Origin of the sequence: Demequina salsinemoris (assembly GCF_000974805.1) — a bacterium.
Taxonomy (GTDB): domain Bacteria; phylum Actinomycetota; class Actinomycetes; order Actinomycetales; family Demequinaceae; genus Demequina; species Demequina salsinemoris.
Genome location: NZ_BBQZ01000003.1, coordinates 328,329 through 341,941, shown reverse-complemented (window position 1 = coordinate 341,941; position 13,613 = coordinate 328,329). Strand labels below are relative to the sequence as shown.

The following is a 13,613-nucleotide window of genomic DNA, read 5'->3' as shown; positions in this document are numbered from 1 at the left end:
GTGCCTGGCGGTTCGTGTCGGACCCCCGGCCTAGGCTCGTCGGCATGACCGAGACGCTCACCATGAGGAACGCGGCCGAGGCCGCGCTGCGCACGCTCGTCGGCCGCGAGGACGCGTCGCTGCGCGCCGACCAGTGGACGGCGATCGAGGCGCTCGTGGCGCGCCGCTCGCGCGCCCTCGTGGTCCAGCGCACGGGGTGGGGCAAGTCTGCCGTGTACTTCGTCGCGACCAGGCTGCTGCGCGACGCCGGAGCGGGGCCCACCATCATCGTCTCTCCCCTGCTCGCCCTCATGCGCGACCAGATCGCGGCGGCCTCGCGGGCGGGGATCCACGCCGTCACCATCAACTCGTCCAACGTCACCGAGTGGGAGGCCGTGCACGACGCGATCGCCGCGGGCGAGGTCGACGTGCTGTTGTGCTCGCCCGAGCGGCTCAACAACCCGCAGTTCCGGGACGCCGTGCTGCCGAGGCTCGCGGCCGACGCCGGGCTCGTCGTGATCGACGAGGCGCACTGCATCTCCGACTGGGGACACGACTTCCGCCCCGACTACCGGCGCATCCGCACCCTCCTCGCGGACCTGCCGACCGGCATCCCCGTGCTGGCCACGACCGCGACCGCCAACGAGAGGGTGACCGGCGACGTCGCCGAGCAGCTCGGGATCACGGGAGACTCGGCATCGGCGGAGGTGCTCGTGCTGCGCGGGGCGCTGGACCGCGAGTCGCTCCACCTCGCGGTGCTCGACCTTCCCGACCCGGCCGCGCGAGTCGCGTGGCTCGCGCAGTCGCTCGGCTCGCTCGAGGGCTCGGGCATCGTCTACTGCCTCACCGTCTCGGCTGCCGAAGAGGTCGCGTCCCAGCTCCGCGCGGCGGGACTCGAGGTCGGCGCCTACACGGGTCGCACGGATCCAGCAGAGCGCGAACGACTCGAGCAGGACCTCAAGGACAACCGCGTCAAGGCGCTCGTCGCGACCTCCGCTCTGGGGATGGGCTTCGACAAGCCCGACCTTGCGTTCGTCGTGCACCTCGGGGCGCCGTCGTCGCCGATCGCGTACTACCAGCAGGTGGGGCGCGCCGGGCGCGGGGTCTCGCGAGCGGTCGTCGCGCTCCTGCCCGGGCGTGAGGACCGCGCCATCTGGGAGTGGTTCGGCTCGCAGGCCTTCCCTCCCGAGGACACCGTGCGCGCGACCCTCGCCGCGCTCGACCGCGAGCGCCCCACGAGCGTCCCCGCGCTCGAGACGGCCGTGGACCTCAGCAGATCGCGGCTCGAGGCGATGCTCAAGGTGCTCGACGTCGACGGTGCGGTGCGCCGCGTCCAGGGCGGCTGGCTCGCCACGGGTGAGCCCTGGCGATACGACGCCGAGCGCTACGCGAAGGTCGCCGCGACGCGCGAGGCGGAGCAGCGGACGATGCTCGAGTACCAACGCACGGACGGGTGCCGGATGGCGTTCCTGCGCCGGGTGCTCGACGATCCCGACCTCGAGGACGGCTGGAGGTGCGGGCGTTGCGACGGATGCGGCGGGGTGGTGCTGCCCGACGCGCCCAGCGCCGAGTCCGTCACCCGCGCGCAGGAGGCGCTCAGCACGGTCGGCGTCGAGATCGTGCCCCGTCGCCAGTGGCCGAGCGGGATGGACACGCTCGGAATCGACCTGCGAGGGAAGATCCCCGATGGCGAGCGCGCCTCGACCGCGCGGGCGATCGCCAGGCTCGACGGCCTCGGCTGGTCCGGGATGCTGCGCGATCTCTTTGCGGCGCGATCCGAGGACGGGGCCCCGCTCGACGCCGAGCTGCCGGTGCCGCTGCGGCACGCCGCGGTGCAGGTGCTCGATGAATGGCCCGAGCGCGGGCGCATCGACGGGGTGGTCGGCGTCGCCTCAGCGACGCGCCCCACTCTGATGAGCCATCTCGCCCCTGGACTGGCGCGCTACCTCGGCGTGCCCATGCTCGGGAGCATCGCACCCGCGCCGGGTCACGAGGAGCCGACGCGGCACGACGTGAACTCGGCTCAAAGGCTCGCGGCCGTGGCGAAGCGTCTGAGGTGGGAGCCCGCGCCGGACGCTCAGGTCTCGGACACTCACGTCTGGGGCACTCAGCTCTCGGGCGCTCGGGTGCTGCTCGTCGACGACCAGACCGACTCCGGCTGGACGCTCACCGTCGCGGCTCGCGCGCTCCGGCTTGCCGGTGCGGACGAGGTGCTTCCGTTCGTGCTCGGGGTGCGGTGACCGCAGCGGCGCTGCGGGCGCGGTGTCGCATCGAGCCGTCCATGAGACGGAAGGAGGGGCACCGCCCGCCAGCGATGCCCCTCCTCTCCACGCGAAGGTGTCAGCCGACCTTCTTCCACGGATTGCAGCCCTGCACCTCGACGACGCCGTCGCCCTCCTGAAGAATCATCGAGATCGTGCCGTCAAGAACGTAGCTCGCGAGGATGTCCGCCCACTCGCCGGTCGGCGTGTCCATGAACGCGATGTAGCACTGGTCGTTGTCCGTCGACACGTACGTGCCCGTCTGCACATCGGATCCGATGCTGAACCAGCCGTCGCCGGGAAGATAAGGCTTCTCTCGCCCGGTGCCATCGTCGCGGATCCAGCCGCCGCACCCCTCCGTGTAGACATACTCGTCGCTCGCCTTGATCCGGATCATCCTGTGCCCGCTGCCGATGTCATCGCCGATGAGCGATCCCTGCGAGCCCGAAGCGTCGGTCAGACGCGCCCAATAGCAGGAGTCTGTCGAGGACGCGGTGTAATAGAGGCCAGGCCGAACATCCGTCCCCACCTTCCACACTCCATTGCCTCGCATCACCTGGTTGCGCGGCTCGATATCCGCCACCCCCACCGACATCTTCGCCCTGGTCACGTAGCCCGTCTTGGCGTACCGCACCTTGACCGTGATGCGCCGATCCTCATCGGCATTCTTGAGCCTGTAGGTGGATCCTGTCGCCCCCTCGATGGGCTTGAGATTTCGATACCACTGGTAGGTGGTCGTCACGCCCGACGGCTGAACGGTCCCCAGATCCACCGACAGACGTCTGCCCACCTTGAGCGTCCCCGAGATCGTCGCCGCCTTCAGACTGATGATCCCCTTGCGCACCTTCGCTGTCGCGACGGACATCCTGGACTCCGCGCGGTAGCCGGCCTTGCGCCCCGTGACCTTCACCGTGATCGTGTGGCCGAGATCCTTCAGACCGAGCCTGCGCTCGGCCTTGGTCGCACCGCCGATCGCGACCCCATCGCGGTACCACTGGTAGGTGAACGTCGTCACGTCGGGAGACCACTCACCAGCCTCGGCCCGGAGGACCTTGCCCACCCGCGCGATGCCCACGATGCTCGGCTCCGCCGTCGAAGCGAACGCCCTCTTCACCCTCGACGTGGACGGCGACACGGTCCTCTTCGTGACATAGCCCGACGCACGCTGCACGATCTTCACCGAGATGCGGTGACCCGCGTCGGCCGACCGCAGCCGGTACCGCTGACCCGTCGCCCCCGAGATCGCCTTCCCATCACGCAGCCACGCGATCGACACCTTCCCCTTGTCCGGGACCGTCGTGTCAAGAGTCTGACCGACGACCCGCTTGCCGGTGATCTTCGGCGTGAAGGACGCGAACGTCCCGCGCTTCACGGTCAGCCCAGCGGTCTTCACAGTCGCCTCGACGAAGCCATCCTGACGCGCCGTCACCACCAGCACCAGCGTCTTGCCCACATCTGACGCGACCACGTCATACGACTCGTCAGCATCGACGACCACGCCGCCGACCCGCCACTGATAGTCATACGTCGCGTCCACGTTGTCAGTCACCGCGGTCAGCGTGCGCCCCACCTGCACCACGCCACCGACCTCAGCCGTGAACACCACCGGCTCAGACGCCACCGCCTGCGCGCCAAGACCCACCGTGAACGCTGCGACCAAAGCCGCCGCAACCATCACGGCGCCGCGACGAGCACGACGCAGCGCACTCCCATACGAGAACATCGATCCCCCTCAACTCCTGCCGGCCAGCCCAGCATTGCGAGAGATACTTCCGCATTTCCCAACCTTTGTGGCGGGCAAGTCCGCGCAGACGCATTACAAAGTGATAACGATGGTTCCGATGTGGCGTTCGAAGTGGGACCGCCGCAAAAAGGCGGCGGTTCAGCGGCGCTCGAGGCGCGCGGCGATCGCCTCCCCGTGGGCCGGCAGGTCCTCGGCGTTCGCGAGCGCGATCACCTTGTGCCCCACCGCGGCGAGCGCGTCCGCGTCGTACTCGATGACCGACACCGCCTTGAGGAAGCTCACGACGTTGAGGCCCGAGGAGAACCGCGCGGTGCCGCCCGTGGGCAGCACGTGGTTCGACCCTGCGAGGTAGTCGCCGAGCGGGACAGGGCTGTACGCGCCGACGAAGATCGCACCCGCGTTGCGGATCCGTCCCGCCACCTCGGCCGCGTCGCGCGTGTGGATCTCGAGGTGCTCAGCGCCGTACGCGTCGGCCACCTGGATCGACTGCTCGAGGCTCGACGTCAGGATGATCGCCGACTGGACACCGGTCAGCGCCTCCTTGGTGCGCGCCACGTGCTTGGTCGCATCGGCCCGCGCGAGAAGCGCATGCTCGACGCGATCGGCAAGATCCGCATCGTCCGTGATGAGGACCGAGCCCGCCATCGGGTCGTGCTCCGCCTGGCTCAGCAGATCGGCGGCGACGAAGTCGGCGTCGGCGGAGTCGTCCGCGACGACCGCGATCTCGGTCGGTCCCGCCTCGGAGTCGATGCCCACGGTGCCGTTCACCGCGCGCTTCGCGGCGGCGACGTACACGTTGCCCGGACCCGTGATGACGTCGACGGGCTCGCATAGCGTGCCACCGTCAGACGCCGCCGCGCCGTAGGCGAGCATCCCGATGGCCTGGGCTCCGCCCACCGCGTAGACCTCGTCGACCCCGAGCAGCGCGCACGCGGCGAGGATCGTGGGGTGGACCGAACCGCCGAACTCGCGCTGGGGCGGGCTGGTGACGGCGATCTGGGTGACGCCCGCGGCCTGCGCCGCGACCACGTTCATGACGACCGAGCTCGGGTACACCGCGAGGCCGCCAGGCACGTACAGCCCGACGCGGCCGACGGGGATCCACCGCTGCGACACGGTCGCGCCGTCGGCCAGCTCGACCCGCACGGGCGGCGGCACGGTAGCGACGTGGAAGGCGCGCACGCGCGTGATCGCCTCCTCGAGTCCGGCGCGGACCGCGGGGTCAAGGGTCTCGAGCGCCGCCTCGATCTCGGCCGCAGGGACCCTCAGCGACTCGGGCACAGCGCCGTCGAAGCGCTCGCCGTACTCGCGCAGCGCGTACTCGCCGCGCTCGCGCACGTCGGCGAGGATCGGCAGGACGGTCTGGAGCGCGGCGGCGACGTCCACCTCCGCACGGGGAACCACCTCGAGCAGCTCGCGGGCGGTGAGATCGCGGTCACGCAGGTCGATACGGCTGAGCATGAGGTCAGCCTAGTGGCGAGCACAGGGCCCGCCCGGCCCCGAGGTCCCCGCACGCCGACACCGACTCACCCGCCAGATGCGCGGACCGGTGAGAGAGGTCGCATCAGGCGAGGCAGGCCGGACCGAGCGCCGCCTTGAGATCGCCGTACAGCGCGCTTGACCGGGTCACGCGGAACTTGTCATCCACCGAGACCGTCACCGGGTCGCCCGAACCCGTGAGCACGAGCTTCACCTCGATGCCGCCGGGGTGAGAGGTGAGGATCGACCTCACCTCCTCGACCACGGGAGGCGTCGCCCGTGCCGCGGGCAGCGTGATGATCACCGGCGAGTTGTCCTGGACGTTCAGGTTCGGCACGCGCAGCTCGACCGCGGAGAACTGCATGCCGCCGTCGCCGCGCTCGCGCGAACGCGCCTTGATGACGATCACCGCGTCGTCCGCGAGGTCGCGGGCGTAGGTCTCGTACGTCTTGCCGAAGAACGAGATCTCCGTCTCGCCGGTCATGTCCTCGAGCGTGACGATCGCGTACGCGTTGCCGGACTTCGCGATGCGTCGGTCGACGCGCGTGAGCAGGCCCGCGAAGGTGACCTGATCGCCGTCCGAGACGCCGTTCGCGGGCGTCGCCGCGAGGATCTGGTGCGAGGCCTCCGAGCGCAGCACGTTCTCGAGCCCCGACAGCGGGTGGTCCGACACGTACAGGCCGAGCATGTCGCGCTCGAGGTTGAGCAGGGTCTTCTTGTCCCACTCCTCGATGTCGGGCACGGACACCGTGACGCCGCCGCCGAGCTCCTCGTCCATGCCGAAGAGGTCGAACTGGCCGGTCGCCTCCTGGCGCTTGACGCCGACGACGGACTCGATGGCCTGCTCGTGGATCGCGTTCAGCGAGCGGCGCGTGTGGCCGAGCGAGTCGAACGCGCCGGCCTTGATGAGCGAGTCGATCGTGCGCTTGTTGCACACCGACGCGGGCACCTTGTCGAGGAAGTCGGAGAACGACGTGAAGCGGCCCTTCTCCTCGCGTGCCTTGACGATCTCCGCGACGACGTTCGCGCCGACGTTGCGCACCGCGGCCATGCCGAAGCGGATGTCGGAGCCGACGGCGGAGAAGAATGCGCGCGACTCGTTCACGTCGGGGGTGAGCACGCTGATGCCCATGCGACGGCATTCAGCCAGGTACAGGGCCGACTTGTCCTTGTCCGTGCCGACCGAGGTCAGCAGCGCCGCCATGTACTCCGTCGGGTAGTGCGCCTTCAAGTACGCGGTCCAGAAGGAGAGGACGCCGTACGCGGCGGTGTGCGCCTTGTTGAACGCGTAGTCGGCGAACGGGAGCATCGTCTCCCACAGCGCGTTGATCGCCTCGATCGAGTAGCCGCGCTCGAGGGCGCCGTTCTTGAAGGGCTCGAACTCCTTGTCGAGGATCTCCTTCTTCTTCTTTCCCATCGCGCGGCGCAGCAGGTCTGCCGCGCCCAGCGTGTAGCCCGCGACGATCTGCGCGATGCGCTGCACCTGCTCCTGGTACACGATGAGGCCGTAGGTGATCCCGAGGACCTCCTTGAGCGGCTCGTCGAGCTCGGGGTGGATCGGCGCGATCTGCTGCCGGCCGTTCTTGCGCTCGGCGTAGTTCGTGTGGGAGTTCATTCCCATCGGGCCCGGGCGGTACAGCGCGAGCACGGCGGAGATGTCCTCGAACGTGTCGGGACGCATCTGACGCAGGAGCGAGCGCATCGCAAGACCGTCGAGCTGGAACACGCCGAGCGTGTCGCCGCTCTGGAGGAGCTTGAACGTCTCGTCGTCCGCGAGCGGGAGGTCCTCGAGGACCAGGGGCTCCTTGCCGTTGTCGACGATGTTGTCGAGCGCGTCGTCCAGGATCGTGAGGTTCCTGAGGCCCAGGAAGTCCATCTTGACCAGGCCCAGCGTCTCGCACGTCGGGTAGTCGAACTGCGTGATGACCGCGCCGTCCTGCTCGCGACGCATGATCGGGATGATGTCGATCAGGGGATCCGACGACATGATGACGCCGGCGGCGTGGACGCCCCACTGGCGCTTCAGACCCTCGAGTCCCCGCGCGAGGTCCATGACCTCGCGCGCCTCGGGATCGGTCTCGAGCAGCGCTCGGAAGTCCGCGGCCTCGTGGTACTGCTTGTGGCTCTCGTCGTTCACGGCCCCGAGCGGCATGTCCTTGCCCATGATGGCGTCGGGGTACGCCTTGGTGAGCTGCTCGCCGACGGCGTAGGGCTTGCCGAGGACGCGGGCGCCGTCCTTGAGCGCCTGCTTGGCCTTGATGGTGCCGTAGGTGACGATCATCGACACCCGGTCCTCGCCGTACTTGTCCGACACGTAGCGGATGACCTCGGCGCGACGGCGCTCGTCGAAGTCCACATCGAAGTCGGGCTTGGACTCGCGCTCCGGGTTGAGGAAGCGCTCGAAGTACAGCTGGTGGACGAGCGGATCGATGTCGGTGATCTTCATCGCGTACGCGGCCATGGAACCAGCGCCAGAGCCACGACCGGGGCCGACGCGGATCCCGTGGTCCTTGGCCCACTGGATGAAGTCGGCGACGACCAGGAAGTAGCCCGGGTAGCCCTTGCCCGCGATGACCTCGATCTCGAAGTTGGCGCGCTCCTGCACCTCCGACGGGATGGTCTCGCCGTAGCGCAGGTGCAGCCCCTTCTGGACCTCCTTGACGAACCACGAGTGCTCGTCCTCACCCGGCGGGCAGTCGAACACGGGCATGTAGTCGGCCTTCGTGTCGAACTGCACCTCGCAGCGCTCGGCGATCGCCATGGTGTTCGTGAGCGCATCGGGGTGCGCGTCGCCCCACAGGTCCCACATCTCCTCCGAGGACTTGACGTAGTAGCCGTCCCCGGAGAACGCGAAGCGCTTGCCGCCCTGGTCGTACGTGGGCTCGTTGAGGTTCGAGCCCGACTGGATGCACAGGAGCGCCTCATGCGCGTGCGCGTCCTCCTTGCGCACGTAGTGCAGGTCGTTGGTCGCGACGAGAGGGGCGCCGATGGCCTTCGCCACGCGGATGAGGTCCTCGTACACGCGCTTCTCGATGGACAGGTTGTGGTCCATGAGTTCGACGAAGTAGCTGTCCTTGCCGAAGATGTCCTGGAACTCCGCGGCGGCCTTGACGGCCTCCTCGTACTGACCGAGGCGCAGCCGGGTCTGGACCTCGCCGGACGGGCAGCCGGTGGTCGCGATGATGCCCTTGGCGTAGCGCTGGAGCAGGTCGCGGTCGATGCGGGCCTTGTGGAAGTGCCCCTCGAGGCTCGCGTACGAGCCCATGCGGAACAGATTGTGCATGCCCTCGGTGGTCTCGGCCCACATGGTGGCGTGCGTGTACGCACCACCGGCCGAGACGTCGTCGGATTCCTGACCGCGTTCGCCCCAGCGCACACGCGTCCTGTCGGCGCGAGCCGTGCCGGGCGTGAGGTACGCCTCGAGGCCGATGATGGGCTTCACTCCCGCGGCCGTCGCCTTGTTCCAGAACTCGTACGCGCCGAACAGGTAGCCGTGGTCGGTGATCGCGATCGCGTTCTGATTCAGGCTCTTGACCTCTGTCATGAGGTCGCCGATGCGGGCGGCGCCGTCCAGCATGGAGTACTCGGTGTGGACGTGCAGATGAGTGAATTCCTTGCCCGGCATGGGGTTGATTCTAGGACCCACCACCGACACGGATCGGCGAGACTCGCGGCCCGACGATGTGGCGGACGGATCACCCCTGACACCTTGGGACAATGGTGGGCATGACCGCCGACACGCCGCCCGAGAACGCGCCGGGCCGTCGCCTCGACCGCGACGGGAATCAGGCGCAGGGACGCTCGGGTCGCCGCGGTCACGGCCGTCGCCGCGGGCAGGGCTCGGGTCGCGGGCAGGGCTCGGGTCGGGGCACACCTCGCCAGCCGCGCGTGAATCACGCCGCCCTCGCGGCCGCAGCCGAGAAGCGCGCCGCCGTCGAGCTGCCGCCGATCTCGTATCCCGAGGAGCTGCCCGTCAGCGCCCGTCGCGAGGACATCGCCGAGGCGATCAGGAACAACCAGGTCGTCATCGTCGCGGGAGAGACGGGCTCGGGCAAGACGACCCAGCTTCCCAAGATCTGCCTCGAGCTCGGCCGCGGCCGCGCGGGCCAGATCGGCCACACGCAGCCGCGCCGCATCGCGGCCCGCTCGGTCGCCGAGCGCATCGCCGAGGAGATCGGTACGCCGCTGGGCGGCATCGTCGGTTACCAGGTGCGCTTCACCGACGAGTCCTCGCCCGAGACGCTCGTGCGCGTCATGACCGACGGCGTCCTGCTCGCGCAGATCCAGCGCGACCCCGAGCTGCGCGCGTACGACACCCTCATCATCGACGAGGCCCACGAGCGCAGCCTCAACATCGACTTCCTGCTCGGTTACCTCACCAACCTGCTCCCCCGTCGCCCCGACTTGAAGGTCATCATCACGTCGGCGACGATCGACTCGCAGCGCTTCGCGCGGCATTTCGCGCCGGGCGGCCCGCTCCCGTACGTCGCTCCCGAAGACGTCGCTCCCGACGGAACGGACGATGCGACCGCCGCCCTGGCATCGTCCGGGACCACCGCATCGTCCCCGTCCCCCCAGATGGACGATGCGCCGGTCGCCCCCGTCGTCGAGGTCACGGGCCGCACCTACCCGGTCGAGATCCTCTACCGCCCGCTCGAGGGCGAGACCAAGGGCGACGAGCGCGACATGGTCACCGGCATCGTCGAGGCGTGCGACGAGCTCATGACGTGGGGCGACGGCGACATCCTCGTCTTCCTCTCGGGCGAGCGCGAGATCCGGGACGCCGCCGACGCGCTCGAGGGCCACTACGGCGACCGCGTCCGGAACCCGAGGCACCCACGCCGCATCGAGGTCCTTCCCCTCTACAGCCGGCTCAGCGCCGCCGAGCAGCACCGGGTGTTCGAGCGCCACACCGCGCGCCGCATCGTCCTGTCGACGAATGTCGCCGAGACGTCCTTGACCGTCCCCGGCATCCACTACGTGGTCGACCCCGGCACCGCGCGCATCTCGCGCTACTCCAAGGCGACCAAGGTGCAGCGCCTGCCGATCGAGCCGATCTCGCAGGCGAGCGCCAACCAGCGCTCGGGCCGCGCGGGACGCCTCGCGGACGGCATCGCGATCCGCCTGTACTCGCAGGAGGACTTCGAGGGCCGGCCCCGGTTCACCGAGCCCGAGATCCTGCGCACCTCGCTCGCGTCGGTGCTGCTGCAGATGATCTCCGTCGGCGTGGTCGCCTCGCCCGAGGACATGGCGTCGTTCCCGTTCGTCGAGCCGCCGGACACGCGCGCGATCAGGGACGGCATGAACCTCCTCGCCGAGCTCGGCGCGATCTCACAGCGCGACGGCGCCACGCGTCTCACCGAGACCGGGCGGGCCCTCGCGCGCCTGCCGATGGACCCGCGCCAGGCGCGCATGATCGTCGAGGCAGCCAAGCACGGCGTCGCGCACGAGGTGGCCGTGGTCGCCGCCGCCATGTCCATCCAGGACCCGCGCGAGCGTCCCGCCGAGATCCGCGAGACCGCCGACCTCATGCACCGCCGCTTCGCCGACCCGAGCTCGGATCTGCTGTCCTACCTCAACCTCTGGGAGCACCTCCGCGAGCGCCGCCGCGAGCTGTCCGGCTCCGCGTTCAGGCGCCTCGTCAAGGCCGAGCATCTGCATTATCTGCGGATCCGCGAATGGCAGGACGTGGTCCAGCAGATCCGCGAGGCAGCGAAGCCGCTCGGCATCCCGATGCAGTCGGGAAGGCCCAAGAAGGTCACCCCCGAGGGCGACGAGAAGGCCACCGGCGCGCTCCGGCACGTGTGGAACGAGGAGGCGATCCACCGCTCGGTGCTCGCCGGCCTGCTGTCCCAGATCGGCATGCAGGAGACCCTCGACGTCAAGGCGTCCGACTTCAGCCACCTCACGGGCGAGAAGCGCCAGGCGGCGATCCGCAAGGCCCGCAAACGTGCGTCGAACGAGTACCTCGGCTCGCGCGGCGTGCGGTTCGCGATCAATCCCGGCTCGGCGCTGTCCAAGAAGCCGCCGGAGTTCGTCATGGCAGGCGAGCTCGTGGAGACGAGTCGCCTGTGGGCGCGCGACGTCGCGGCGATCAAGCCCGAGTGGGCGGAGGAGCTCGCGGGTGATCTCGCCAAGAAGACCTACTCCGACCCCCATTGGTCCACCAAGCAGGGCGCCGCGATGGCGCACGAGAAGGTGCTCCTCTACGGCGTGCCGATCGTGTCCGACCGCGCGATCCTGTGGGGGCGCGTGCGGCCCGCCGAGGCGCGCGAGATGTTCGTCCGCCACGCGCTCGTCCAGGGCGAGTGGACCACGCACCACAAGTTCTGGAAGGACAACCAGCGGCTGCTCGCCGAGCTCGAGGACATCGAGGCCCGCTCGCGCACGCGCGGCCTCATCGCCGACGACGAGACGCTGTTCGACTTCTACGACGAGCGCATCCCCGACTCGGTCGTCTCCGCGCGGCACTTCGATCGCTGGTGGAAGGACGCCTCGCGGAGCGCACCCGACCTGCTCACGCTGCGCCGCGACGACCTGCTGCCTCCCGAGGCCGACGTCGACCCCGACGCCTTCCCTGACTCCTGGCCGCAGGGCGAGCTCGCGCTGCCGCTCCAGTACGCGTTCGAGCCGGGCGCGCTCCATGACGGCCTCACCGTCCGCATCCCGCTCGCGCTGCTGCCCCGCGTCGTCCCCGACGGCTTCGACTGGCTCGTCCCCGGCCTGCTCGAGGAGCTCACGACCGAGACCATCCGCGCCCTGCCCAAGGTGGTGCGCCGAGGCCTCGTGCCCGCGCCGGACACCGCGCGTGCCGTCGTGCGATGGCTTGACGTCGAGACACCCGCATGGACCGACATGGCGCGAGCGGGCGACATGGCCGAGTCCTACCGCTCCGCCTTCACGCGGGGGATCGCCGCGGTCAAGGGCGTCACGATCCCTGACGACGCGTGGGACGAGGTCGACGCGCGCCTCCCCTCCCACCTCAGGGTCACCTTCGAGGCGGTCGAGGGCCGCAAGGCCGTGTCGTCGTCCACGAGCCTCATCGCGCTCCAGCGCGAGCTCGCGCCGAGGACCGAGGCTGCGGTCAAGCGCGCGGTCGCGACGGCGCGCCCGTCCTCGCGTTCCCGCTCGCAAGGGCCTGGCAACAGGGACGATGCGACGCCGAGCCCTGCGTCGATCGCCCCGGTCGTCGCCTCGTTGCCCGAGCAGGAGGGGCTCACCGCCTGGCCGACCCTCCCCGGCGGCGTGCTGCCCGAGCACGTCGAAGGAGTCGTCGGCGGCGTCGCGGTCCGCGGCTATCCCGCGATCGTCGCGGAGAAGGGGCGCAAGGCAGCGCTGCGGATCCTTCCCGACGCTCCCTCGCGCGACGCGGCCCACCCCGCCGGCATCCGACGCCTCCTGGTCGCCGACGTCGGGCTCGCCACCGCGCGCGTGACGTCGCGGTGGAGCTCGAAGGAGTCCCTGCTGCTCGCCTCGGCGCCGTACCGGAACACCGAGGCGCTCGTCGACGACCTTCAGCTCGCCGCCGTCACCGCGCTCACCTCCCCCGGCTCGGACACCGGACTCGACGCGGGGGCGATCCGCTCGGCAACTGAGTACGACCGCGCTCGCACGATCCTGCGCGAACGGCTCGAGGACGAGGTCCACGCGATCGTCGCGCGCGTGCTCCCGATCCTCGAGGCCGCGCGGGAGCTCGACTCCGCCGTGAGGTCATCGACCTCGATGGCGCTGCTGAACGTGCTGTCGGAGCTCCGCGCCCAATCCGCGGAGCTCGTCGCCGACGGCTTCGTGTCCGCGACGCCTCCCGCTCGACTGCGCCACCTCGCCCGCTACCTCAAGGCCGCCAAGGTGCGCCTCGAGAAGGCGGCGACCGCATCGTCCCGGGACACCGAGCTCGCCTGGAAGGTGCGCGAGGTCGCCGACGAGCACGACGCCGTCCGCAAGGCGCTCGAAGCCGGTCGCCCCGATCCCGCGCGCCGCGCCGCGCTCGACGACGTGCGCTGGATGATCGAGGAGTACCGGGTCTCGCTCTTCGCGCAGACCCTCGGCACCGACGGGCCCGTGTCGGACAAGCGGATCCGCAAGGCGCTCGCCGAGATCTGACGCGACCGCCGCACGCCCGAGCGACGCATCGTCCCTGCATCACCGAA

General features: G+C 69.9%; 5 protein-coding genes. 2 read left to right on the top strand and 3 right to left on the bottom strand.

The features are described 5' to 3' along the window. The first annotated feature begins 44 nt into the window (after window positions 1-44). Window positions 45-2,219: a RecQ family ATP-dependent DNA helicase gene (locus AOP78_RS08500; RefSeq protein ID WP_062203158.1), complete on the top strand. Its 2,175-nt coding sequence runs from the start codon at window positions 45-47 to the stop codon at window positions 2,217-2,219. Between the two features lie 100 nt (window positions 2,220-2,319). Here AOP78_RS08500 and AOP78_RS08495 read toward each other — a convergent pair whose 3' ends face one another. The 3 genes from AOP78_RS08495 to dnaE form a co-directional block, all read right to left on the bottom strand. Then, window positions 2,320-3,963 carry an Rv1352/Rv1906c domain-containing protein gene (locus tag AOP78_RS08495; protein ID WP_152659465.1) on the bottom strand — a complete coding sequence of 548 codons (1,644 nt, stop codon included), beginning with the start codon at window positions 3,961-3,963 and terminating at the stop codon, window positions 2,320-2,322. A 159-nt stretch (window positions 3,964-4,122) separates the two neighbouring features. Further along, a complete protein-coding gene (gene hisD, locus AOP78_RS08490; protein WP_062203154.1) occupies window positions 4,123-5,445 on the bottom strand; it encodes a histidinol dehydrogenase in 1,323 nt (440 codons plus the stop codon). 103 nt (window positions 5,446-5,548) lie between these two features. Continuing rightward, a complete protein-coding gene (dnaE, locus tag AOP78_RS08485) occupies window positions 5,549-9,088 on the bottom strand; it encodes a DNA polymerase III subunit alpha (RefSeq protein WP_062203151.1) in 3,540 nt (1,179 codons plus the stop codon). Between the two features lie 101 nt (window positions 9,089-9,189). Here dnaE and AOP78_RS08480 point away from each other — a divergent pair, with 101 nt between their 5' ends. Then, window positions 9,190-13,566, top strand: a complete 4,377-nt coding sequence (locus tag AOP78_RS08480) for a DUF3418 domain-containing protein (RefSeq protein ID WP_083979972.1) — start codon at window positions 9,190-9,192, stop codon at window positions 13,564-13,566. Window positions 13,567-13,613 lie beyond the last annotated feature (47 nt).

What these genes read in the sequence shown, in the direction of transcription:
- AOP78_RS08500 (WP_062203158.1), top strand. Translation starts at nt 45, where the DNA reads ATGACCGAGACGCTCACCATGAGGAACGCGGCCGAGGCCGCGCTGCGC.
- AOP78_RS08495 (WP_152659465.1), bottom strand. Translation starts at nt 3,963, where the DNA reads ATGTTCTCGTATGGGAGTGCGCTGCGTCGTGCTCGTCGCGGCGCCGTG.
- hisD (WP_062203154.1), bottom strand. Translation starts at nt 5,445, where the DNA reads ATGCTCAGCCGTATCGACCTGCGTGACCGCGATCTCACCGCCCGCGAG.
- dnaE (WP_062203151.1), bottom strand. Translation starts at nt 9,088, where the DNA reads ATGCCGGGCAAGGAATTCACTCATCTGCACGTCCACACCGAGTACTCC.
- AOP78_RS08480 (WP_083979972.1), top strand. Translation starts at nt 9,190, where the DNA reads ATGACCGCCGACACGCCGCCCGAGAACGCGCCGGGCCGTCGCCTCGAC.